Origin of the sequence: Gracilibacillus halotolerans, from assembly GCF_014206945.1 — a bacterium.
Classification (GTDB): Bacteria; Bacillota; Bacilli; order Bacillales; family Amphibacillaceae; genus Gracilibacillus; species Gracilibacillus halotolerans.
The window spans coordinates 1-24,812 of the sequence record NZ_JACHON010000016.1; the positions used below are offsets into that span (position 1 = coordinate 1).

Sequence of the window (24,812 nt, forward strand, 5' to 3'; positions counted from 1 at the left end):
TTTCTCTTTTGGCCATAATTAATTCTCTCCCGACTTTTTATGAATCAAGTTTATATGACCTTAACGAATCTGTCCAATCAAGTGTAACCTATCCAAGTTGTATCTCGAGTCAATGCCGCTCTATCTGGAGTTAAGCAGTTCTATCCCGAGTGGAGCACACTCTATCCGCAGTGAAGTAGTTCTATCTCGAGTCGACGATGCTCTATCTGGAGTGAAGCAGCTCTATCTCGAGTCGACGATGCTCTATCTGGAGTGAAGCAGCTCTATCTCGAGTCGACGATGCTCTATCTGGAGTGAAGTAGTTCTATCTCGAGTTGACGATGCTCTATCTGGAGTGAAGCAGTTCTATCCCGAGTGGAGCACACTCTATCCGCAGTGAAGTAGTTCTATCTCGAGTCGACGATGCTCTATCTGGAGTGAAGCCGTTCTATCTTGAGTGGAGCACATTCTATCTGTAGTGAAGCAGTTGTATCTTGAGTCAACGCAGCTCTATCTGGAGTGAAGTAGTTCTATCTCGAGTGGAGCACACTCTATCTGGAGTGAAGTAGTTCTATCTCGAGTCGACGACGCTCTATCCACAGTGACGCCGCTCTATCTTAGTGTCGCGGACTCTATCTGGAGTGAGAACATACAAATTATTAGCTTACCCTTTTAAATAACAAAGATTCGGGAATAGTTTATTAAGTAAGCTGTTCATATTCGAATCGATTATTTTTCTATCTTGTACACGTTCGATATAATATAAAGATAGGAAAATATTTTACAAATTAAAACGAATATTTGTTCGCTTTTTAAAAAAGTTTATACTATAATAAAAAAAGACAAATCAAAACGGAGGTATAGCTATGGAAGACCAGATATTCCAGCTTACTGCTCCTTATGAGCCACAAGGTGATCAACCGCGGGCGATAAAAGAATTAGTTGCTGGATTGAAAGAAGAAAAGAAATATCAAACATTGTTAGGAGCAACAGGAACAGGGAAAACTTTTACAATCTCGAATGTGGTAAAAGAAATTAATCGACCAACTTTGGTCATTGCACATAATAAAACATTAGCAGGACAATTATATAGTGAATTTAAGGAGTTTTTCCCGAATAATGCGGTGGAATACTTCGTAAGTTACTATGATTACTATCAGCCAGAGGCGTATGTTCCATCGTCAGACACCTACATCGAAAAAGACGCGAGTGTAAACGATGAAATTGATAAACTACGACACTCTGCAACATCTTCTTTATTTGAACGTCGGGATGTCTTAATAGTAGCGAGTGTGTCGTGTATTTATGGTTTAGGTTCTCCAGAAGAATATCGTAGCCAAGTAGTTTCTCTACGAACGGGGATGGAAAAAGAACGTGATGACCTACTGAGAGATTTAGTTGATATTCAGTATGCGCGTAACGATATTGATTTTCAACGTGGTACATTCCGAGTCCGAGGAGATTCTGTTGAAATCATTCCTGCTTCCCGTGAGGAGCATTGTGTTCGCGTAGAGTTCTTTGGTGATGAGATTGATCGGATTCGTGAAGTAGACGCCTTAACAGGAGAAATAATCGGTGATCGTGAACATATTGCTATTTTCCCAGCTTCTCACTTCGTAACAAGAGAAGATAAGTTGAGAAAAGCAATGGAGAATATTCGTGCAGAGTTAAAGGAACAATTAGAAAAGTTTCGTAGTGAAGGAAAGTTGTTAGAAGCCCAACGATTAGAACAACGTACAAACTATGATTTAGAGATGATGGACGAGATGGGATTTTGTTCGGGGATTGAAAACTATTCTCGCCATTTAACGTTACGAGAAGCGGGTGCTACCCCTTATACACTATTAGACTACTTTCCAGATGATTCATTGATTGTTGTCGATGAATCACACGTAACTTTACCGCAAATCCGTGGAATGTTTAATGGGGACCAGGCTAGGAAACAAGTATTAGTAGACCACGGTTTCCGTTTACCGTCTGCACTTGATAACCGGCCGTTACGATTTGAAGAATTTGAAAAGAAAGTAAATCAAGCTATCTTTGTTTCCGCTACACCAGGTCCGTTTGAGCTGGAACATACACCGAAAATGATTGAGCAAATTATCCGTCCAACTGGTTTATTAGATCCGATTGTAGAGATACGTCCAATTGAAGGACAAGTTGATGATTTAATCGGAGAGATTAATAAACGAGTTGAAAGAGATGAACGAGTGCTTGTTACGACATTAACGAAAAAAATGTCTGAAGACTTAACGGATTATTTAAAAGAAATAGGTTTAAAGGTAGCTTATTTACATTCAGAAATAAAAACCCTGGAACGAATTGAAGTCATTCGGGACCTACGAGTTGGTAAATATGATGTACTTGTAGGGATTAACCTATTAAGGGAAGGGTTAGATATTCCAGAAGTTTCACTCGTTACGATATTAGATGCCGATAAAGAAGGCTTCCTTCGTTCAGAACGCTCCCTTATCCAAACAATGGGACGAGCGGCACGTAACGAAAATGGTATGGTTATTATGTATGCGGATCGGATTACAGATTCGATGAGAACGGCAATTGATGAAACGACTCGTCGTCGTGAAAAGCAGGAAGCTTATAATCAGAAGCACGGTATTACTCCTAAAACAATTAATAAAGCGGTACGTGACGTAATAAGAGCTACACTCGTTGCAGAAGATGAAGGAGAATACGCAGAAGCTGCTGTTAAAATATCAGAAATGTCTAAGAAGGAAAGAGAAAAGTTAATTGAAAAGATGGAAAAAGAAATGAAACAAGCTGCACGAGAATTAGATTTCGAGCGTGCCGCGGAACTTCGTGATCTTGTTCTTGAATTGAAAGCAGAAGAAGGGTGACATGGATGGCAAAAAAGCACATATCTATTAAAGGGGCAAGAACCCATAATTTAAAAAATATATCTGTAGACATACCGAAAGATAAATTGGTCGTTTTGACGGGTTTATCCGGTTCAGGAAAGTCGTCGCTTGCTTTTGATACGATTTATGCAGAGGGACAAAGACGTTATGTAGAGTCTTTGTCTGCCTATGCTCGACAATTTTTAGGTCAAATGGACAAACCAGACGTTGATACGATTGAAGGGTTGTCACCGGCTATTTCTATTGATCAAAAGACAACAAGTAATAACCCACGATCTACCGTAGCAACTGTGACGGAAATTTATGATTATATGCGACTTTTATTTGCACGAATCGGACATCCTATTTGTCCAAACCATGGAGTCGAAATTCAATCTCAATCTGTTCAACAAATGGTGGATCGAGTATTGGAGCTACCTGAACGATCTAAATTACAAATTTTAGCACCAGTAGTAAGCGGGAGAAAGGGGACTCACGTTAAAACGTTGGAAGACCTTCAAAAAGAGGGGTATATCCGTTTGCGAATAAACGGTGAAATGCGAGAAATTACCGATGATATTCAACTAGATAAAACTAAAAAACATTCTATCGAAGTAGTCGTTGACCGAGTTGTTGTGAAAGAAGGAGTTTCTGGAAGATTATCTGATTCCCTAGAAGCTGCATTAAAACTAGGCGATGGAAAAGCTATCGTGGACGTGATTGGTTCAGAAGAATTATTATTTAGTGAACACCATGCATGTCCTATTTGTGGTTTTTCTATTGACGATATCGAGCCAAGATTGTTCTCATTTAATAACCCGTTCGGAGCTTGTGCAACGTGTGATGGCTTAGGATCTCAATTAGAAGTAGATGTTGATCTTGTTATCCCGAATAAAGATTTAACATTAAAAGAGGGAGCTATTGCGGCATGGCAACCGACGAGCTCTCAATATTATCCTCAACTTCTCCAGAGTGTTTGTGATCATTATGGTATTGACATGAACATACCTGTTAAAGATTTACCGAAAGATCATTTAAAAAAGATTTTATTTGGTAGTGGAAAAGAAAAAATTAGATTCCGTTATGAAAATGATTATGGCATGATGCGGGACACGAATATTTTCTTTGAAGGAGTTTTAAATAACATTGCTAGAAGGTATCGGGAAACCTCTTCCGATTTTATTCGTGAACAAATGGAAAAATATATGACGAATAAAGCTTGTCCAACGTGTGATGGTTACCGATTAAAAGAAGAGGCTCTAGCTGTTAAAATTAACGGACTTCATATCGGAGAGGTAACGGAAAAAGCGGTGAAAGAAGCACACCAATTTTTCACATCCATGGACTTAACAGAGAAAGAGAAGAAAATTGCTCAAATGATCGTTCGCGAATTGGATGACCGATTAAACTTCTTAGTTAACGTCGGTTTAGACTATCTAACTCTTTCTCGCTCTTCTGGAACTTTATCAGGTGGAGAGGCGCAACGTATCCGTCTAGCGACACAAATAGGCTCTGCATTAACTGGAGTTCTTTATGTGTTAGATGAACCATCAATTGGATTGCATCAACGAGATAACGATCGTTTAATTTCCACTTTAGAAAAAATGCGTGATCTAGGTAATACATTAATTGTCGTAGAACACGATGAGGATACGATGTTAGCTGCAGATTATTTAATCGATATTGGTCCAGGTGCTGGAGAACATGGCGGGGAAATTATCGCAGCTGGGACACCAAAGCAGGTGATGAGGAAAAAATCATCACTGACGGGACAATATTTATCTGGAGAGAAATTCATTCCAATCCCAGCAGAACGTCGTAAGCCTTCTAAACAGTGGTTAGAAATTATCGGAGCAGCTGAAAATAATTTGAAAAATGTGAGCGTGAAAATTCCGATTGGCTTATTTACCACTGTAACTGGGGTGTCAGGGTCTGGAAAGAGTACACTCGTAAACGAAATACTTCATAAGAGTTTGTCTTCAAAATTAAACCGAAGCAAACTGAAACCAGGAAAGCATAAGGAAATTAAAGGGATCCAACATTTAGAAAAAGTAATTGATATCGACCAATCGCCAATTGGAAGAACTCCACGATCAAATCCTGCCACGTATACTGGAGTATTTGATGACATTCGAGATTTATTCGCACAAACAAATGAAGCGAAAATTAGAGGCTATAAAAAAGGCCGTTTTAGTTTTAATGTAAAAGGTGGACGCTGTGAAGCATGTCGAGGCGATGGAATTATCAAAATTGAGATGCATTTCCTCCCAGATGTATATGTACCATGCGAGATTTGTCATGGAAAACGATATAATCGTGAAACGCTTGAAGTTAAATACAAAGGTAAGAACATTTCTGAAATACTAGATATGACAGTCGAAGAAGCATTGAAATTCTTTGAAAATATCCCGAAAATCCAACGAAAAATTCAAACGATCTTTGATGTTGGTCTAGGTTATGTAAGACTTGGTCAACCAGCCACAACACTATCTGGTGGAGAAGCACAACGTGTCAAACTAGCAAGTGAATTACATCGTCGTTCTAATGGAAAGTCTTTATATATATTGGATGAGCCGACAACAGGCTTGCATACTGATGATATAGCACGACTCCTTCAAGTCATTCAACGGTTAGTAGATAACGGGGACACAGTTGTTATCATTGAACACAACTTAGACGTAATTAAAGCCTCTGACTACATTATTGACTTAGGTCCAGAAGGTGGAGATGGTGGGGGAACGATTATTGCTACTGGTTCACCAGAAGAAATTGCAACTGTAGAAGAATCTCATACAGGACGTTATTTAAAACCAGTAATTGAACGAGATAAAAAACGGATGGAAGTCAAAATAGCTAGATAAAAAGGTATATGCTAACGACCAAGATGCTACTATATGCCTCTTGGTCCTCTTACTTTCAGAATGAACGTGTAAGAATGTTCCTTTAGCTAATTATTCTATGTTATGATAAATACCAAGATTGTTCAGTGATAGAGAGGAGGCATGAATGGATGCAACCAATAGATGTAGAGCAAGTACAACAGGAAATCGAAAAGCGAGCGAACAAAGAAGTATACATTCATTTAGAAACGACAAATGGTGCCTATGCGAGTCATTTTAATAAAGAGGCATATAATGTAGGTGCGTTTATTCGGAATGCAAAAGTTACATACGAACGAGGAAAAATCGTTGGGACAGAAAATGCGTTTCGTGTCGGATTAAAAATGGATATCGGCTGGATATACGCTGAAGGAATAAGTCAATTTGAAATAGATGAAAACAATGCTTTATTGATGGCAGGTCACGATCGAGAAGGACGATTAATGGTCGCACTACAAATAAGTGAGCAACCTTTTCATTATTAAAGAGAGGAGGAAACAATGATGAGTAAAGAACATGTTGTAGTTATTTATCCACACCCAGACGATGAGGCATTTGGTGCTTCAGGAACGATTGCTCAATTTCGTGAGAAAGGCATCCCTGTTACGTATCTATGTGGCACGCTAGGTGAAATGGGAAGGAATATGGGGAATCCGACGTTTGCAACAAGAGAGTCATTACGTGAAATACGTAAAAAAGAATTAATAGAAGCATGCAACGTATTAGATGTAGAGTTAGAAATGCTTGGTTACCGTGATAAAACACTTGAATTCGAATCAAGAGAAGAAGTAGCGGATCATCTTTATAGCTATTTGAAAAAAATTAAGCCTTCTCTCGTTATTACCCATTATCCAGAGCATGCTGTTCATCCAGATCATGATGCATTAGGTGCAGCTGCTATTCGTGCAGTGGAAATGTTGCCTGAATCCGATCGACCGACTGTTTGGGCACAAGCAATTAGTAACGACAGTGTAGAAAAGCTAGGAGAACCTGATATTCAAAACGATGTTACACCGCTGTTTAAGAAAAAATTAGCAGCAATTATGGCGCATAAATCACAAGCGGATGGGATGCTATCGACAGTGAAAAATGATGCAGATGACATTGAACAAGCCGCAAAGATGTGGCTCGGTATGGAATCATTTTATATATGGGAATATTAACCAAACATTTTGTCATATAGTATGCTAGAGACACAGATGAGGTAAAAGCATAACCTAGTAATATCGTCATGCCGATTAAACCAAGCCTTATAAAAAGGAGCTGTGTTGAAATGCGATGGATTGCATCATTAGTTTTAAACGCGTTAGCTTTAATGCTTGTTGATTATTTATTTGAAGGGTTTACAATCAATGGTTTTTGGATTGCTTTACTAGCAAGTGTCATTTTAGCTGTATTAAATACCATTGTAAAACCGATTTTAGTGCTTTTAACTCTCCCGATTACCGTGTTGACCTTAGGACTCTTTCTGTTTGTGATTAATGCAATCACATTGATGTTTACTCAAGCATTACTTGGTGAACATTTTGTAATAGAAGGTTGGTTTGTAGCAATCATTGCAGCTGTCGTATTGTCGATTTTAAATGTAGTAATTAACAAGTTAACAAGAGATTGAATTTGATAAAAAACGAAAGCCCTGAAATTAGAGAAGTATCTAATTAACAGGGCTTTTTATCACATATAAGCTAACTGTATGTATATATGATTTATTTTTAATACGCATTTGATTGAAAAAATGCTAAAATAGGGAGCGAGGAGGGATTTACGTGGCAAAAGTCCGAACACAAGATATGCTAGAACGTTTTCGTATTGAACTGCTTGCAGGAGAAGAAGGAGTTCATCGTGAAATCTCTATGAGTGAAGTATCACGACCTGGAATTGAATTAACCGGGTATTTTAAATATTATGCAAAAGATCGAATTCAACTTTTAGGAAAAACAGAATTATCTTATTTCGCAGAATTAACGAAGGAACAGAAAAAAGACCGTGCATACCATTTATGTACCGATATTACACCGGGTATTTTAATTACTAGAGGGATGGACGCACCAGAAGAATTGATAGAGGCGTGTAACCAATCTGGTGTACCTTTAATGCGCTCCCCCTATAAGACATCTAGAGTAATTAGCCGAATTACAAACTTCTTAGAGGCTAAATTTGCACCATTTACTGCTGTACACGGTGTACTCGTGGACGTTTATGGTATTGGTGTATTAATTACTGGTCAAAGTGGTGTTGGTAAAAGTGAAACCGCATTAGAGTTAGTGAAAAGAGGTCACCGTTTAGTTGCTGATGATAGTGTTGAGATTCGTCAAGAAGACTATGACCGTCTGATAGGCTCGGCTCCACCACTTATTGAACACTTACTTGAAATTCGTGGTCTAGGAATTATTAACGTTATGACTCTCTTTGGAGCAGGTTCTGTTCTAACACATAAACGAATCTCTTTAGTTATTAATCTTGAAACATGGGATCAGAAGAAACAATATGATCGTCTTGGTTTAGAGGAAGAGACAATGAGGATTATCGATGTGAACGTTCCTAAAGCAATACTTCCTGTTCGACCTGGACGTAACCTTGCTGTCATTATTGAAGTTGCAGCAATGAATTTTCGATTAAAAAGAATGGGTGTAAATGCAGCAGAGGAATTTTCTGAGCGACTGTCGAAAATGATTCAACAAGGAGAACATGAAGAAGATCATGATTATGATTTAGACTTTTAAAAACAAATTACGGAGGAGATAGACATCTCCTTTTACATAACGATGGAACCATGTTAAAGTATTTTTGAGTTTTACTAGTATCATGAAATAATAAGACAGTTTACTTAGTAGGAGGAGATTCTATTTGTCGTGCTCCGCTCCGGCATTAGATCCTGTATTTTTTAAGCTCGGATCACTTTCTGTTTATTGGTATGGTGTAATTATCGCAACAGGAGTATTGCTTGCTTTATGGCTAGCCATGAAAGAAGCAGATCGAAGGGGCTTAAATAAGGATTATGTTCTAGATTTAGTAATGTTTGCAATCCCGATTGCAATCCTGAGTGCAAGAATTTATTATGTTATATTTGAATGGGATCAGTATAAGGGTGGACCATGGTGGAAAGTATTTGCTGTATGGGAAGGCGGTATTGCAATCCATGGTGCATTAATAGGTGCTGTCTTAACAGCGATTATTTTTGCTAGAGTGAAAAAGATTTCCTTCTGGCAACTGGCGGATATAACTGCACCAAGTATTATACTTGGACAAGCAATTGGTCGCTGGGGTAATTTTATGAACCAAGAAGCGCATGGTGGACCAATTAGCCAAAGTACATACGAAAGTTTTCATCAATACTTACCGGATTTTATAATGAACCAAATGTGTATTGACGGCGTCATGTATCATCCGACATTTTTATATGAATCACTATGGAACGTACTTGTTTTCGTGTTATTATTAGTACTGCGTAAGTATCCATTACGACGCGGTGAGATTTTCTTATCTTATGTAATTCTTTACTCTATCGGTCGTGCTTTTATCGAAACAATGCGTACAGACAGTCTTTACGTTCTAGGTCTTCGTACCGCAGTTTTACTATCCTTAGTTTTGATTGTCGCTTCTATCGTTATCATGATTTATCGCAGGATAACAGGATTAGCGGATCGAACCTATCAAGGTAAAAAGATTGGAAATACATCGAAGAAATCAAAACGTTAAGTAGGCGGCTTTTGCTTCTATAGCAAAAGCCGATTTAATTGGAGGTTATAATCAATGAAAATCGAAACAATCTTATTTGATTTGGACGGAACTTTAATTGACACAAACGAATTAATTATCGCATCCTTTACCCACACACTAGAGAAATTTGGCGATCGTCCGTATACAAGAGAAGAAATTCTTAATTTTATTGGTCCGCCATTAGTGGATAGTCTTGGTCTTGTTAATCCAAATAAAATCGATGAAATGGTTGAAGCATATCGCGAGCATAATTATGCGAACCATGATAAATATGTGAAAGCCTACCCAGAAGTTGTTGAGACAATGAAGGTATTAAAAGAAAAAGGCTATAAACTAGCGATCGTAACGACAAAAATTCACCATACAGCAGAGCTTGGTCTAAAAATTGCTGGAATGGAAGGTATTTTTGACGTTATTATTGGTTTAGATGATGTAGAAAATGCAAAGCCACACCCTGAGCCTGTCTTATCGGCGATTGATCAATTAAAAGCAAATCCAATGACAACGTTAATGGTAGGGGACAACTACCATGATATTGAAGCTGGTCAAAATGCAGGTGTACAAACTGCAGGTGTTGCATGGGCGATAAAAGGCCGAGAAAGCTTAGAAAAATATCGTCCCGATTATATGTTAGAAAAAATTACGGACCTATTCACGATTATCGGAGACGAATAAAATGAGAAACACAAAACGATATCCGGTGAAGGATACGAATTCGCTTTGGCAAGTGTATAAGACCGTTTCGTTTTGGAAAGTTTTAAAGAATGTTATCGTCATACTTATCGGTCGTTATATTCCTTTTTTTGGTTTGAAAAATGGCTTGTATCGTAAACTGCTAAAGATGGAAGTCGGAAAGCATACTGCATTCGCATTTATGGTAATGGTCGATATTATGTTTCCTGAAAAAATTAAAATTGGTGACAATTCCATTATTGGATATAACAGTACAATCCTCGCGCACGAATATTTAATTAACGAATATCGAGTTGGGGAAGTACATATTGGCAGTGAAGTTATGATTGGAGCGAACAGTACCATTTTGCCAGGGATTACGATAGGTGATAATGCTGTAATTGCAGCTGGAACTGTCGTACACAAGAATGTCGAGGCAGGAACCTTCGTAGGCGGAAATCCAATGAGGGTAATCTACACGAAAGAAGAAATGGATAAACGAAAACAACAACATCATTAAGCATAATTTCGATGCTCTTCTCAACAAAGGTTGGGAAAGAGCATTTTTTATTTCGTTTTTAAATTTCATTTGGCGGTTCGGAAAACTTTAGAAATTGTTTGAGTCTCCTTAAAGAAATTCTATTATGGTTCGACATATACACCATCTCTATTTGTTTATTATCCTGCTAGTTCGGTTATCATATAATGACAAGATATTTATGAATTATGCTACAATTAAAATTACATTAAAAGGAATTTTCTTACACCAAATGGAGGGGAATGCCATTGAAGACCTATCAAAAATCGAAGCAAGACGTATTAGATAAGTGGGAAGTATCTTCCGATAAAGGTTTGTCTGATCAAGAAGCGAATCAACGATTAGAGCAAGAAGGATATAATGAAATCGCGGATAAAGAAAAAGTCCCAATATGGAAACTCTTCTTGGAAACCTTTAAGGACGCCATGGTGGTCGTGCTTCTCATTGCAGCTATTGTACAGTTGCTTCTAGGAGAAGTAATCGAATCGATTATTATCTTTATCGTTATCTTACTAAACTCTGTTATTAGTGTTGTGCAAACAAAAAAAGCGGAAAGTTCACTAGACGCACTACGAGATATGTCAGCACCTGAGGCAAAAGTAATTCGCAGTGGTAATACACAAATGATAATGGCACGAGAACTAGTTCCGGGTGATATCGTTTTATTGGAGGCAGGAGATTACATACCAGCTGACGGTAGGCTTCTAGATGCAGAATCATTAAAAATTAATGAGGGAATGTTAACAGGTGAATCAGAGGCAGTAGACAAATTTACGACCCCGATAGTAGAGGAGGTTACTTTAGGAGACCAGCTAAACATGGTTTTCTCAAGTTCGTTTGTTGTAAATGGGCGAGGAAAATTCGTCGTAACTGGGACTGGAGAAAAAACGGAAATCGGGAAAATAGCCGAGATGATCGAAACAGCTGAGAAGAAGCAAACCCCACTACAAAGAAAGCTGGATTCCTTTAGTAAAAAACTAGGTATCGCTATTTTACTAATCTGTGTGGTTATCTTCCTTGTTCAAGTAGGACGTATTTGGTTTGGAGATGGCGATGTTGATATGACAAAGGCTGTATTAGATGCCTTAATGTTCTCAGTTGCGATTGCTGTAGCTGCAATCCCTGAAGCTCTCCAATCAATCGTTACGATTGTTCTATCCGTCGGAACGAATAAAATGGCGAAGAAGAACGCAATTATTCGCCGTTTACCTGCAGTGGAAACATTAGGGTCCACGAGTGTGATTTGTTCCGATAAAACAGGTACGTTAACAAAAAATAAAATGACTGTAACGAAAGTATATGTACCTGAAGTAACGAATCCATTAGAACAGAAGGAATGGTCAGAGGGAGAAGAATTACTCGTCCTAGCAGCCGCATTATGTAATGACTCGTATATTAATAAAGATAAGAAAGAAATAGGAGATCCAACGGAAATTGCGCTTATTCACTTAGCGAATGAAAAGGGTAAACCATATAGTGACCTACGAAATCAATATAACCGGGAAGGTGAGCTTCCATTTGACTCGGATCGAAAAATGATGTCAACCGTTCATACAATTGATGGGGAAAAAATGATGCTCATCAAAGGTGGCCCTGATGTCATGTTACAACGAGCCAGTTCTATTCTAGTAAATGGAGAAGAAGTAGCTCTTACAAATGAATGGGTACAGAAGTTAGAAGAAGCCAATGAGAACTTTTCTAAACAAGCATTACGAGTTCTTGCATTTGCTTATAAAAAAATCGGCGATAAACAAGATATAACATTAGACGATGAAAAGGATTTTACGATTATCGGGTTCACAGCAATGATCGATCCACCACGTGAAGCGGTTTATGGTTCAATTGCAGAGGCGAAAAAAGCAGGTATCAAGCCTGTAATGATTACAGGTGACCATAAAACGACAGCAGAGGCGATTGGGAAAGAAATTGGATTGATGGAAGAAGGGGACTTAGCTTTAACTGGTAAAGAGCTCGACAAAATTACCGATGAAGAACTTGACGAAAAGCTGGAAAAAATCTCTGTCTATGCTCGAGTTTCCCCAGAAAATAAAATTCGGATCGTGAAAGCTTGGCAACGAAAACATCAAATTACCGCGATGACTGGGGACGGAGTAAACGATGCGCCTGCTTTAAAGCAAGCTGATATCGGAATTGCTATGGGAAGTGGAACAGACGTTGCCAAAGACTCTGCTGCGATGATACTGACCGATGATAACTTCGTTTCGATTGTCCAAGCAGTTAGTGTTGGAAGAACGGTTTTTGATAATATTAAGAAGTCTATAGCGTATTTATTCGCGGGTAATTTAGGTGCAATCATTGCCATCTTGTTTGCAGTTATTATGAATTGGGCAAATCCATTCACTGCTCTGCAGCTATTATTTATTAACTTAGTGAATGATTCACTGCCGGCAATTGCGCTCGGAATGGAAAAATCGGAACCGAATGTAATGAAGCGAAAACCACGAAAAATTGAGGAAGGTATTTTTGCTGGTGGAACACTAACTTCTGTTATTACACGTGGTATATTAATCGGTATAGCGGTTATTACTTCACACTTTATCGGTTTGCAGCATTCGGCAGAAATGGGAGTTGCAATGGCATTTACAACGTTAATTCTAGCTAGGACGCTACAAACGTTTCCTGCTAGATCGAATGAACAAACAGCTATCGGAGCAGGATTTTTCCAAAACAAGTATGTGTTAGGAGCTGTTGCTATTGGGTTTGTACTTTATGGCTTAACGATTATGCCATTCGCTAGAGACATCTTTCACATCCCGGCCGAATTTGGTTGGAATGAAGGTCTTATTGCATTCGGATTAGCGTTAGCGAGTATGATTCTTATGGAGTTTGTGAAAGTCGTAAGAAAACAAAAACTAAGAGAACAGGAATAACTAGAAGAAAGCCGAGTTAAAATACGTCTCTCATACCTTGTAGGTAAAAGCAGAGTATTTTGACTCGGCACTTTTTTTGGAAGTTTTAGTTTATTAATATCTATTTCCTAGTTATTCTTTATTCTAAGCATCGGAGCTTTTTGCTTTGATGATTCCGTATATGGTTTGAAGAACAGGTACTTCCAGTTGATGTTTGTTTGCTAAATCTAATGCATATCCTTGTAAGTGGTCCAACTCAATCGGTAAACCTTTACGGAAATCTTGATGCATGGATGAAGTTGAATCTTTTGGTAGAACCTCCATTGTCTCCCATGCACGATCAATATGCTCGTCGGTTAGAGACACTCCTTCTGCATTTGCGATGGATTTCATCTCTTGAAGTAATTGAATAAATATACCCTTCGTCGCTTGCTCTTGACGGATTGGCCCAGTTGTAACGTCTGAGGCAGTAGTCACACCCGAAAAAGCAGTAATAAACATATACTTATTCCAAATAGCCTCTGTAACCGTATCCGTATGCGTAAACTGCATATTTGCTTTACTTGTCCACTCTGCTAAATGCTGACAAATTTGTTCTTGCCGTTTATGTAATGCTCCGAAGGTCATTAAATCAACTTTACTTGTATGAACAATATGGCCGATATCGTTTAATGTCGCAACAATGTTAGCTAATCCTCCGATTACTTTTTCTTGTCCGACTAATTTAGTAAGCACGTGATAATGTCGTACACCATTTAATAAAGGTAATAGGAATGTTTGATCACCAATCAGACCGATCCAATTTTCGATGGAATCTTCTAGATGATATCCTTTCGTAGCAAGTATAACCAAGTCTACATTGTTTATTTCTTTAGGATTTGTAATATAGCTTGGTTGTTCCCAAGTTGTGTTACCCTTTACACTTTCAATATGTAATCCGTTATGTTTTAATTGCTTTGCTCTTCTCTCTCGAACTAAAAATGTAACATTTGCCCCAGCTTCATGGAGTCTCGTTCCGAAATAGCCTCCAACAGCTCCTGCTCCTACAATTACTATCTTCATTGTCTATGACACCTCCCACTTCATCATACATCTTTTCTACATCGTTTTTAAGCAAAACAAAATAGGGGTATTTCTCGCGCTGAAAGTATGGTATAATGCATGAGTTATAGGGAAAATGAAGCTATCGACAATATTAGATATAAAAAATATAGTGTAATTACTAAGGGAGTATTCGTTACAAGGAAGGAGAATAATTTGGTGTCAAAACAGAATCAACGCGAGAATAAAATTATTCCCTTTATTCCAGAAGGTGATTTTTATTTCTCAAAAGGCATAGAAGCCTTCAAAAAGAGAAAATTCGACCTTTCTTTAAAATGGTTGCATAAGGCGATGGAGGAGAATCCTAAAAATCCATTGTATATGTGCCAAGCATCCGTAGTTCATACAGAAACAGGTGCCTATCACTTAGCAAATCAGTTACTAACAAGAGTCCTATCCAATGATGGTGACCATTACGTAGATTGCTATTATTTGCTTGCTAACAATTATGCGCACTTAGGATTACTTCAAGATGCCGTAAAATATGCTACCCTTTACCTCGAAAAAGCACCAGATGGGGACTTTTCAGAAGATGCCGAAGATTTGCTGGATATACTTGATTTTACAGAAATAGAGGATGAGGAAGAAGATTGGATGATGGACGAGGAGGATGACCTTCTCATTTATCAGGAAAGTGTTTTTTATCATCTGGAAAGACAGGAATGGGAAGAAGCATTAGTTCTATTAGAAGAAATGATTGCTCTTTATCCGGATTTTATACAAGCACATCATGAGTATCGTTATGCTCTGTTCTTCCATGGCGATAGACAACGTGCTATTGAATTAGAAACAAATCATTTTATTGAAAACCCTAAATCATTATACAGTTTAATGAATTTAGTTATTTTTCATAAATATGAGCAGAATATAAAGGAAATGACAGATTATTTAAATATGCTACAAAATATTTACCCGCTCGTAGAACAACAAAAATTAAAAATGGCCATTACTTTTGCACAGGCAGGGTCGTACGAAGAAGCATGGAATAGATTTAAAGTCCTGCGAAAATCTCAAGTAAAAGGTCATCCTTCTTTTTATAAGTGGTATAGTATGACCGCCTATATCCTTAATAAGCAAGATTTGGCTCAGGAGCTATGGAAAGAAGGCTGTCGACAACACCGACATGTTTTAAAGCAAGATTTACCACCGTGGACGGATATCGTCAACCAGACAAAATGAGCAGAATATTAGACCTCTCAAGCAATGCGTAGGATAATAATTATAAACGAATGAGAAAGTGAAAGGATGTTACGTATGGCAGAAGAAAAAATTTATGACGTAATTATTGCTGGCGCGGGGCCTGCAGGTATGACTGCAGCTGTATATGCTTCTCGTGCTAATTTAGATACATTAATGTTGGAACGTGGTATTCCAGGTGGTCAAGTTGCGAACACAGAGGATGTAGAAAACTACCCTGGATATGATCATATTTTAGGTCCGGATCTCTCCAACAAAATGTTCGACCATGCGAAGAAATTTGGTGCTGAATATGCATATGGAGATATTAAAGAAGTAATCGATGGTAAAGAATATAAAACGGTTATTGCAGGATCGAAAGAATATAAAACAAGAACGCTTATTATTGCAACTGGTGCGCAATATAAAAAGCTTGGAATTCCAGGTGAAGAAGAGCTTGGTGGACGTGGAGTATCCTATTGTGCAGTTTGTGATGGTGCTTTCTTTAAAGAAAGAGAACTTGTTGTGGTAGGTGGGGGAGACTCTGCGGTTGAAGAAGGAGTTTACCTGACACGTTTTGCTAGTAAAGTAACGATTATTCACCGTCGAGATGAGTTGCGTGCTCAGAAAATTTTACAAGACCGTGCCTTTAAAAACGATAAAGTAGAATTTATATGGGACACGATTGTTAAAGAAGTGAATAGCAAAGACGGTAAAGTTGGCAGTGTTACATTACTAGACAAGAAAACGAATGAAGAGTATGAATTTGAGACAGACGGCGTGTTTGTATATATTGGTATGGTTCCATTAAGTGAACCATTTAAGAGTCTTGGAATTACGAACGAAGAAGGGTATATTCCAACTAATGAAAACATGGAAACAAGTGTGCCAGGAATTTTTGCCGCTGGTGATATTCGTGAGAAAGAACTACGTCAAATTGTAACAGCTACAGGAGACGGTAGTATTGCAGCACAATCTGCTCAACACTTCATCGAAAACATGAAAGAAGAAGTTAGCAATTAATTGTAATGTAATCAATTCGACATCTAACGTTAATAGAAATTAACGTGGTTGTAACACGGACGAAATATATATAGGGTACAATATAGTTAACTAATTGACCCCCTTTTTTAATATACAAGGACTTGAGGTATAGGTATTGCACCTATACCTATTTTTTTGCATTTTTTAAACACCATTCGTTTTCCTGTGAATAACCAAAAATTAACTCCAGTCGGTTTTGTCTATTCTCAGCAAAGAGGTGGTCGCAAGTGTTGATAAAGTGTATAATAATAGTATAGGAAAAAGTTACGTATCATATAATGAGTTAAGATAGATTTTGAAAGGAGTGCTTATATGGAGCGTAAATCAGAAGAAATTAAATTGGTGATTATTACTGGAATGTCAGGTGCAGGAAAAACTGTAGCTGTCCAGAGTTTCGAAGATTTAGGTTATTATTGTGTGGACAACCTACCACCAGCACTCCTACCTAAGTTTTTAGAATTAATGAAAGATGCTTCCAACACTATTCAGAAAGTTGCACTCGTTATGGATTTACGAGGACGGGAATTTTTCGACACATTATTTGAAGCATTGGACAGATTAGCACAAGAGGACTGGTTGGAAGAGCATATTCTATTTCTAGATGCAAATGACAGTGTTCTCGTGTCTCGATATAAAGAGTCAAGACGATCGCATCCTTTAGCACAGGAAGGCCTTCCACTTGAAGGGATTCGTGCGGAAAGAAGGATATTAGATGAATTACGTGGTAGAGCGCAGCACTTTATCGACACGTCTGATTTGAAGCCGAAAGTATTGAGAGAAAAAATTGTTGATCGTTATGGAAAACAGGATCAAGAAGTCTTTTCTGTTCACACCGTTTCTTTCGGTTTTAAGTACGGAATTCCGATTGATGCAGATCTAGTTTTTGATGTGCGTTTCCTTCCGAATCCTCATTATGTTGACCAACTTCAACCTTTAACAGGATTGAACCCTGACGTGTCCTCCTATGTTTTTAAATGGTCGGATACACAGAAGTTTTTAGAGAAAATTACCGATCTATTACGTTTCATGCTACCTCAGTATAAGCGTGAAGGTAAGAGTCAATTAGTAATTGCAATAGGTTGTACAGGTGGACAACATCGTTCTGTGGCACTTGCAGAATACCTAGCAAAGCATTTTCAAAAAAATTATGTGACACATGTTACTCATCGAGATATCGATAAGCGAAAGGAATAAAGCATATGACGCAATCGAACGAAAAAAAAGTAGTGGTTATCGGCGGCGGAACAGGGATGCCAGTAATTCTACGAGGGTTAAAGGAAAAACCAATTGATTTGTCTGCGATTGTTACCGTAGCCGATGATGGAGGAAGTTCAGGAAGGCTTCGTAGCGAAATGCATATGCCTGCTCCAGGAGATATTCGAAATGTGATTGCTGCATTATCAGATGTTGAGCCGATGCTGATGGAATTGTTTCAGCATCGGTTCGTTAAAGGTAACGGACTATCTGGACACTCGATGGGAAATTTATTATTAGCAGCCATGACATCCGTAACAGGTGACTTTTATACAGGTATTAAAGAAATTTCGCGCGTATTGAACGTGAAAGGTAATATTTATCCGATTGCGAATCAGGATATGTTTTTACATGCTGAATATGAAGATGGAGATATCGGAGTTGGTGAATCTCAAATTCCTCAAAAAGGAAAGAGAATTAAGCGTGTATTTCTTAAGCCTAACCCAGTTTTCCCTCTCCCGGAAGCAGTGAACGCAGTGCTTGAAGCAGACTTAGTTGTGATTTCGCCGGGTAGCTTATATACAAGTATTTTGCCGAATTTAATCGTACCTCAAATCGTTGATGCTTTAAAAACAACGAAGGCAAAAGTTGTTTATGTATGTAATGTGATGACTCAAGCTGGAGAAACGAGTTACTATACCGCTTCAGATCACGTTCAAGCAATTATTGATCATATCGGGGAAGATTGCTTACAAGCTGTAGTTGTACATAATAAGACGATCGATCCAGAAGTGAAGTTAGTGTACGCAGAGGAAAATGCAGAACCAGTACGATATGATATAGAACGTTTGAAGAGTATGAATTTAGAAGTTATTGAAGAAGACATTGTTGTTGAACAGAATAATTCCTTGCGCCATGATACGCATAAAGTAGCGGATGTACTTCTATCGTTATTAGATAAGTAACAATATCGAATAAAGCTAGGAGGGGGGAGAGAAAGTGTCATTTGCATCTGAAATAAAAAAAGAATTAACAACTATAGAAAATGAAGCATGTTGCCAACGTGCGGAGTTAACAGCGATGGTCCGAATGAACGGTTCTATTTCTTTTTCTAGAAATCATCATACACTAGATATACAGACCGAAAATGCAGCAATTGCGCGTAGAATTTATACGCTAATTAAGGCAGTTTATGGTTATCCTGTAGAGTTACTCGTACGTAAAAAAATGAAATTAAAGAAAAATAATGTTTATATCGTTCGAATGACAGATAGTGCTCGTAAGATGTTGCTTGATTTGGAAATGATTAAAGATCCTTTTCAAATTATTCGGACTATTTCACCTACTATCTTGGAAAAACAGTGCTGTAGACGTGCCTATTTACGAGGAGCATTTTTAGCGGGGGGATCAGTTAACAATCCCGAAACATCCTCTTATCATCTAGAAATTTATAACTCAAGTGAAGAACATAATCAAGCATTGTGTGATTTATTGAATGATTATGAATTACGTGCAAAGGTTTTGGAACGAAAAAAAGGCTATATCACGTATATAAAAGAGGCGGAGAAGATTACAGAGTTTCTGAATTATATTGGTGCACACCAAGCACTGTTTAAATTTGAGGATGTTCGTATTGTCCGCGATATGCGTAACTCAGTAAATCGACTTGTGAATTGCGAAACAGCTAATTTAAATAAGACGATTAGTGCTGCATTTCGTCAAGTTGAAAATATTCGGTTCATTAATCAAACGGTAGGGCTAGATGCTTTACCTGAGAAACTAAGAGAAATCGCGATGCTGAGACTCGAGCATCAAGATGTTACCTTGAAAGAACTTGGTGAGATGGTAAGTGGCGGGAAAATCAGTAAGTCAGGGATTAATCATCGTTTAAAGAAGATAGATCAATTTGCTGATCAATTAAGGAAAGAGTATGAACCAGTGAGATAATGCATATATTAATTAAGTCAGAAGGTTGCTTTCGTTTAGTAGAAAAGATTAACTCAACACCTCGAACAGGAAGCAGCCTTTCTATTAGTATGTACAAATGATAGCGCTTTCTAAACGGGAGGAGGTTAGTAAAAATGAAGAAATCCCTTATGATTCAAGTGGAACCTGGATTGCAAGCTCGTCCAGCTGCACAATTTGTTCAAAAGGCAAATGCATTCGTATCAGAAATTTTTATTGAGGTAGAAAATAGACGGATAAATGCAAAGAGTATTATGGGGTTAATGAGTCTGGCATTAGTAAAAGGAACGGAAGTGACCCTTATAGCAAATGGGCCTGACGAAGTTCAAGCAATAGAGGAGTTAGCCCGGTTTGTATCAGGTGAATGAATATTAAAAATGTACCCCAAGATGTTCGGGGTACATTTTTTGAATAGGATATTAATTTAAATCTTTTGGTTTCTTTTCCATTACTTGATCAATTAGACCGTATTCTTTCGCTTTGTCAGCTGGCATAAAGTTATCACGATCTGTATCTCGCTCAATTACTTCGTATGGTTGTCCAGTTCTTTCAGAAAGAATCGTGTTTAATTTTTTACGCATCTCGATAATTCGATTTGCATGAATTTGAATATCTGAAGCTTGACCTTGAGTTCCACCTAATGGTTGGTGAATCATTACTTCACTATTCGGTAACGCATAACGCTTACCAGGCTCACCAGCAGCTAATAAAAATGCTCCCATGGAAGCAGCCATACCAATACAAATAGTTGAAACATTTGGCTTAATAAATTGCATCGTATCATAGATAGCCATTCCAGCCGTAATCGATCCACCTGGAGAGTTAATATATAATGAGATATCCTTATCTGGATCTTCTGCAGCTAAGAATAGTAATTGTGCAACAATGCTATTCGCTACATTATCATCAATTGCGCTACCAAGCATAATAATACGATCTTTTAATAATCGGGAATAAATATCATAAGCACGTTCTCCACGATTTGTTTGTTCAATAACTGTTGGAATTAAATTCATATAAAAAATCCTCCTTCTCTATTGGTTAACCTCTGTAAATCTTATCTTAACTAAATGGTCAATAAAGGTCAAACGATATGATTATCTAGAGACATCGTTCCCAATTCGGTCTGTTTTTAAACACGTAATATGTATATGTTGTTAAAAGAAAGGAATGTCTTTTTTATGTAAGATGTTCAAAGGGTGGTAACTATTTTATCTAGGAGTGGAGTCTGTATGTCGAGGAGCTCGTTGTGTAGGAGAAAAATATAAACACGCCCGGAGGGATTCGAACCCCCGACTCATGGTACCGGAAACCATTGCTCTATCCCCTGAGCTACGGGCGCATAAACGACATGCTCTATTATAGCGTAACAATAATATAAATTCAAACTTCATTCCATTTTGTCGTTGAAGAGTGTACCGCTTTTCGAAGGGTGAATATGCAACTATAGCATGCTAGCTAAGAGATTTATTTGAAGGAGCCTACTCATAAAAAACAATTCTCATACACTTTTTAAAAATATTGTTGACATTCTAATAGTGCAATGATACAGTGAATATAACGTTTTAAATACAAGTGAATAGCTAGGAATGATTTTCTTTCTTATCAAGAGAGGTGGAGGGACTGGCCCTATGAAACCTCGGCAACCATTAAGCAATCGTGCTTAATACAGGTGCCAATTCCACTAGACAAATGTCTGGAGAGATGAGAGAGAGCACACTTTTACATATAAGTATGTCTCTCTATCTTACACAGATAGGGAGATTTTTTGTTTGGCGAAAGTTTTTAAATTTTCTTGTATGAGCCGATCAAACTTAGCAAACGGATACAGCCTAAAAAATTGGCTTGTGAATAACTTACTAATACAACAGGGGGAGAAAAAAATGTCAGAAGAATTCAAAAATAGCACATATGATTTAGAGACATTAAATGTACACGGAGGTCAAGCGCCAGATCCAACAACGGGTTCGCGAGCTGTGCCAATCTATCAATCTACTTCATTTGTATTCCATGATACAGAGCACGCAGAAAGATTATTTGCGTTAGATGAACCGGGTAATATTTATTCACGTATCGGTAACCCAACAGTAGATGTTTTTGAGAAAAGAATGGCTTTATTAGAAGATGGTGTCGCTGCAGTAGGAACCTCTTCAGGTATGTCAGCTATCACACTATCAATCTTGAATGTGGCAAGTGCTGGGGATGAAATCATCGCAGGAACAAACCTTTACGGTGGAACGTATAATTTGTTCGCTGTAACATTGCCACGTTACGGAATTAATGTGAAATTTGTGGATCCTACTGAACCCGAAAACTTCCGTGCCGCGATAACAGAAAATACAAAAGCGATATTCGGAGAAATTATCGGTAATCCAGGCCTACAAGTATTAGATGTAGAAAAAGTTTCAGAAATTGCCCATGAAGCAGGAGTTCCGCTTATTATTGATAACACGTTTGCAACTCCTTATGGCTGTAAACCAATTCAACTAGGCGCAGACATTGTTGTTCACTCAGCGACAAAATGGATTGGTGGTCATGGTACATCTATCGGTGGTGTAATTGTAGATGGGGGACGTTTTAATTGGAATAATGGAAAGTTTCCAACATTTACAGAACCTGACCCGAGTTACAATGGAATTCGCTATGCTGTAGACTTCGGGACATTAGCATTCATTACAAAAGTACGTGTTCAACTATTACGTGACTTCGGTGCATCGTTAAGTCCATTTAATGCGTTTCAGTTATTACAAGGGTTAGAGACATTGCATGTACGAATGGAGCGCCATAACAAAAACGCTCAAGAGCTTGCTGAGTATTTAGCAAACCATGAGGCAGTAGAATGGGTAACGTATCCTGGACTAGAAGATCATCCAACACACGATTTAGCGAAGAAAAACTTCCAAAATGGGTTTTCAGGTTCCATCATTATTTTTGGAATTAAAGGTGGAAGAGAAGCTGGAAAACAATTGATTAATAATGTGTCACTATGGTCCCATGTTGCAAACGTAGGGGACGCTAAATCACTAATTATCCATCCAGGCTCTACTACACATCAGCAATTGACAAAAGAGCAGCTAGAAGAGCAAGGAGTATCAGAAGAATTAGTACGCCTATCTGTAGGTATTGAATCCTTACGCGATATTCGAAATGACTTAGATCAAGCATTAGCGAAAGCAACGGGAATAGGCGAAACTGGCGAAACAGTTGTAAACGACGAAGGAGTCATTCGTTGGGCTCTTAACTCGTCAGTTGAGCGAGTAGTTGAGGATGGAAACGAAACAACCCGCCCTAAAACATTAGCTATTGTTGGATTAAGTGGAAAAGAAGCACGTCCGAGTTATCGATTAGCAAGAAAAATGCAACGATTAGGTTATAAGATTATTCCAGTTAATCCGAGAGAAACGGAGATTCTAGGAGAAAAAGCGTATCCGGATTTAAAGAGTGTTCCAGAACCAATCGATATTGTTCAAGTGTTTAGAAGTCCAGAAGCTGCGATAGAAGTAGCAAAAGAAGCAATCGAAGTAAATCCAAAAGTGTTCTGGTTACAAGAAGGTGTAATTTCTCCAGAAGCAGAAAGAGTAGCTAGAGAAGCAGGCTTACAAGTTGTACACAACCGTTGTACTTATAAAGAAGCACAACGTTTACGTGGAACAATTACAACATACGCTTGTGAAATCTAAACTTTAACAAATTAACACAGCAGAGATTAGGCGGGGAGTACAGTAAAACCTTTTTAAAAAGTAGGAAAGGCTTCCCGCTATCTCTATACATATAGAAGTAATTAATTTCAAGGAGGACAATATAATGGAAAGAATACCTTTAATTGACTGGCGTAGTTTTATCGTTATTTTATTACTAGGAATTATTATTATTTTTACTGCAGGATGTGGCACTGAAACGAGTGCGGAAGAGGAATTATCAGAAATTCGTTTAGATTATGCTTATTATTCACCTACAAGTCTAGTGCTAAAGAAATTCGGTTGGGTAGAAGAAGCGTATGAAGAAGAGGGAACAGAAGTTGTTTGGACATTAAGTCAAGGAAGTAACAAAGCATTGGAGTATTTAAACAGTAATAGTGTCGATTTCGGTTCAACAGCTGGAGCCGCAGCACTTATTTCTAAAGCAAATGGAGCTCCAATTCAAAATGTCTATATCTACTCAAAACCAGAGTGGACGGCACTAGTAACAACAGAAGATAGTGATATTAAGACGGTTGCGGACTTAAAAGGTAAACAAGTTGCAGCGACACTAGGTACAGATCCATATATTTTCTTAGTGCGTGCACTAGCTGAAGAAGGTCTTAGTGTAAATGACATTACGGTAACAAATCTCCAGCATGCAGACGGAGCGACAGCGTTAGTGAACGGAGATGTAGACGCTTGGTCAGGACTTGATCCACATATGGCGAAATATGAAGTAGAGAATAATACACCGTTATTTTTTAGAAATATCGATTTTAATACGTATGGTTTTCTGAATGTAAGAGAAGAATTTGCGGAGAAGCACCCGGAACATGTGAAAAGAATTATTGAATTATACGAAAAAGCAAGACAGTGGGTACTAGATAACCCTGAAGAAGCAGCAGAACTTTTAGCTGAAGAGGCGGGCATCGATTTAGAAGTAGCGAAAATTCAGATGGAGAGAAATGATTTTTCTAATGCTATCCCAGGAGACGTACATTTAGAATCTATTAAAGAAGCTGGTCGAGTGCTTCAAGAGGCAGACGTACTTAATGATGATGTAGACGTGGAGGAAACGGCAAATAACTTAATAGAACCGAAATTCTCCGAAGAAGTTATTGGAGGACAATAGGGAGAGA

20 protein-coding genes, 1 tRNA gene and 1 riboswitch are annotated in these 24,812 nt (G+C 38.1%); of the genes, 18 read left to right on the forward strand and 3 right to left on the reverse strand.

Translation table 11 applies throughout. The features are described 5' to 3' along the window. Nucleotides 1–845: 845 nt before the first annotated feature. The 10 genes from uvrB to GGQ92_RS12545 all read left to right on the forward strand — a co-directional run bounded on the left by uvrB (nt 846) and on the right by GGQ92_RS12545 (nt 13,534). Nucleotides 846–2,834 carry an excinuclease ABC subunit UvrB gene (gene uvrB / locus GGQ92_RS12500; RefSeq protein WP_184249417.1) on the forward strand — a complete coding sequence of 663 codons (1,989 nt, stop codon included), beginning with the start codon at nt 846–848 and terminating at the stop codon, nt 2,832–2,834. A gap of 5 nt (nt 2,835–2,839) precedes the next feature. Next, nucleotides 2,840–5,695, forward strand: coding sequence for an excinuclease ABC subunit UvrA (gene uvrA / locus GGQ92_RS12505; protein ID WP_184249420.1), 2,856 nt, complete (start codon nt 2,840–2,842; stop codon nt 5,693–5,695). 149 nt (nt 5,696–5,844) lie between these two features. Then, nucleotides 5,845–6,198 (forward strand): YojF family protein, encoded by a 354-nt coding sequence (locus GGQ92_RS12510; protein ID WP_184249423.1) that lies wholly within the window; start codon nt 5,845–5,847, stop codon nt 6,196–6,198. 18 nt (nt 6,199–6,216) lie between these two features. Further along, the gene (bshB2, locus tag GGQ92_RS12515) at nt 6,217–6,876 is read left to right on the forward strand and encodes a bacillithiol biosynthesis deacetylase BshB2 (protein WP_184249427.1); all 660 of its coding nucleotides are present in this window, start codon (nt 6,217–6,219) and stop codon (nt 6,874–6,876) included. Between the two features lie 110 nt (nt 6,877–6,986). Continuing rightward, entirely contained in the window at nt 6,987–7,328 is a 342-nt protein-coding gene (locus GGQ92_RS12520; protein ID WP_184249430.1) for a phage holin family protein, read from the forward strand. A gap of 151 nt (nt 7,329–7,479) precedes the next feature. Beyond that, nucleotides 7,480–8,436, forward strand: coding sequence for an HPr(Ser) kinase/phosphatase (gene hprK / locus GGQ92_RS12525; RefSeq protein WP_184249433.1), 957 nt, complete (start codon nt 7,480–7,482; stop codon nt 8,434–8,436). A gap of 124 nt (nt 8,437–8,560) precedes the next feature. Continuing rightward, nucleotides 8,561–9,412 (forward strand): prolipoprotein diacylglyceryl transferase, encoded by an 852-nt coding sequence (lgt, locus tag GGQ92_RS12530; protein ID WP_184249436.1) that lies wholly within the window; start codon nt 8,561–8,563, stop codon nt 9,410–9,412. 54 nt (nt 9,413–9,466) lie between these two features. Then, nucleotides 9,467–10,108: a pyrophosphatase PpaX gene (gene ppaX, locus GGQ92_RS12535; protein ID WP_184249439.1), complete on the forward strand. Its 642-nt coding sequence runs from the start codon at nt 9,467–9,469 to the stop codon at nt 10,106–10,108. Between the two features lies 1 nt (nt 10,109). After that, nucleotides 10,110–10,625, forward strand: a complete 516-nt coding sequence (locus GGQ92_RS12540) for an acyltransferase (RefSeq protein ID WP_184249442.1) — start codon at nt 10,110–10,112, stop codon at nt 10,623–10,625. Between the two features lie 266 nt (nt 10,626–10,891). Then, nucleotides 10,892–13,534 (forward strand): cation-translocating P-type ATPase, encoded by a 2,643-nt coding sequence (locus GGQ92_RS12545; RefSeq protein WP_184249445.1) that lies wholly within the window; start codon nt 10,892–10,894, stop codon nt 13,532–13,534. 123 nt (nt 13,535–13,657) lie between these two features. Here GGQ92_RS12545 and GGQ92_RS12550 read toward each other — a convergent pair whose 3' ends face one another. Then, entirely contained in the window at nt 13,658–14,575 is a 918-nt protein-coding gene (locus GGQ92_RS12550) for a ketopantoate reductase family protein (protein ID WP_184249447.1), read from the reverse strand. Between the two features lie 198 nt (nt 14,576–14,773). Here GGQ92_RS12550 and GGQ92_RS12555 point away from each other — a divergent pair, with 198 nt between their 5' ends. The 6 genes from GGQ92_RS12555 to GGQ92_RS12580 all read left to right on the forward strand — a co-directional run bounded on the left by GGQ92_RS12555 (nt 14,774) and on the right by GGQ92_RS12580 (nt 20,361). Then, complete coding sequence (locus GGQ92_RS12555; RefSeq protein WP_343068829.1) at nt 14,774–15,793, forward strand: tetratricopeptide repeat protein; 1,020 nt, start codon at nt 14,774–14,776, stop codon at nt 15,791–15,793. A 75-nt stretch (nt 15,794–15,868) separates the two neighbouring features. Beyond that, complete coding sequence (gene trxB, locus GGQ92_RS12560) at nt 15,869–16,813, forward strand: thioredoxin-disulfide reductase (RefSeq protein ID WP_184249453.1); 945 nt, start codon at nt 15,869–15,871, stop codon at nt 16,811–16,813. 333 nt (nt 16,814–17,146) lie between these two features. Beyond that, nucleotides 17,147–18,028 (forward strand): RNase adapter RapZ, encoded by an 882-nt coding sequence (gene rapZ / locus GGQ92_RS12565; RefSeq protein ID WP_184249456.1) that lies wholly within the window; start codon nt 17,147–17,149, stop codon nt 18,026–18,028. Nucleotides 18,029–18,033: 5 nt separating this feature from the next. Next, nucleotides 18,034–18,993, forward strand: a complete 960-nt coding sequence (locus GGQ92_RS12570) for a gluconeogenesis factor YvcK family protein (protein ID WP_184249458.1) — start codon at nt 18,034–18,036, stop codon at nt 18,991–18,993. A 34-nt stretch (nt 18,994–19,027) separates the two neighbouring features. Continuing rightward, nucleotides 19,028–19,975 carry a DNA-binding protein WhiA gene (gene whiA / locus GGQ92_RS12575; RefSeq protein ID WP_184249461.1) on the forward strand — a complete coding sequence of 316 codons (948 nt, stop codon included), beginning with the start codon at nt 19,028–19,030 and terminating at the stop codon, nt 19,973–19,975. A gap of 134 nt (nt 19,976–20,109) precedes the next feature. After that, nucleotides 20,110–20,361, forward strand: a complete 252-nt coding sequence (locus tag GGQ92_RS12580; RefSeq protein ID WP_184249464.1) for an HPr family phosphocarrier protein — start codon at nt 20,110–20,112, stop codon at nt 20,359–20,361. A gap of 51 nt (nt 20,362–20,412) precedes the next feature. Here GGQ92_RS12580 and clpP read toward each other — a convergent pair whose 3' ends face one another. Further along, on the reverse strand, nt 20,413–21,009 hold the full coding sequence (gene clpP / locus GGQ92_RS12585; RefSeq protein ID WP_184249467.1) for an ATP-dependent Clp endopeptidase proteolytic subunit ClpP: 597 nt from the start codon (nt 21,007–21,009) through the stop codon (nt 20,413–20,415). Between the two features lie 253 nt (nt 21,010–21,262). Beyond that, nucleotides 21,263–21,335, reverse strand: a tRNA-Arg gene (locus GGQ92_RS12590). Nucleotides 21,336–21,592: 257 nt separating this feature from the next. Continuing rightward, a riboswitch (SAM riboswitch) is annotated at nt 21,593–21,704 on the forward strand. Between the two features lie 172 nt (nt 21,705–21,876). Here GGQ92_RS12590 and GGQ92_RS12595 point away from each other — a divergent pair. Together GGQ92_RS12595 and GGQ92_RS12600 are read left to right on the forward strand one after the other, a co-directional pair. Continuing rightward, nucleotides 21,877–23,673 (forward strand): PLP-dependent aspartate aminotransferase family protein, encoded by a 1,797-nt coding sequence (locus tag GGQ92_RS12595; protein WP_184249470.1) that lies wholly within the window; start codon nt 21,877–21,879, stop codon nt 23,671–23,673. 124 nt (nt 23,674–23,797) lie between these two features. Further along, complete coding sequence (locus tag GGQ92_RS12600; RefSeq protein ID WP_184249472.1) at nt 23,798–24,805, forward strand: aliphatic sulfonate ABC transporter substrate-binding protein; 1,008 nt, start codon at nt 23,798–23,800, stop codon at nt 24,803–24,805. The last annotated feature ends 7 nt before the right edge of the window (nt 24,806–24,812 follow it).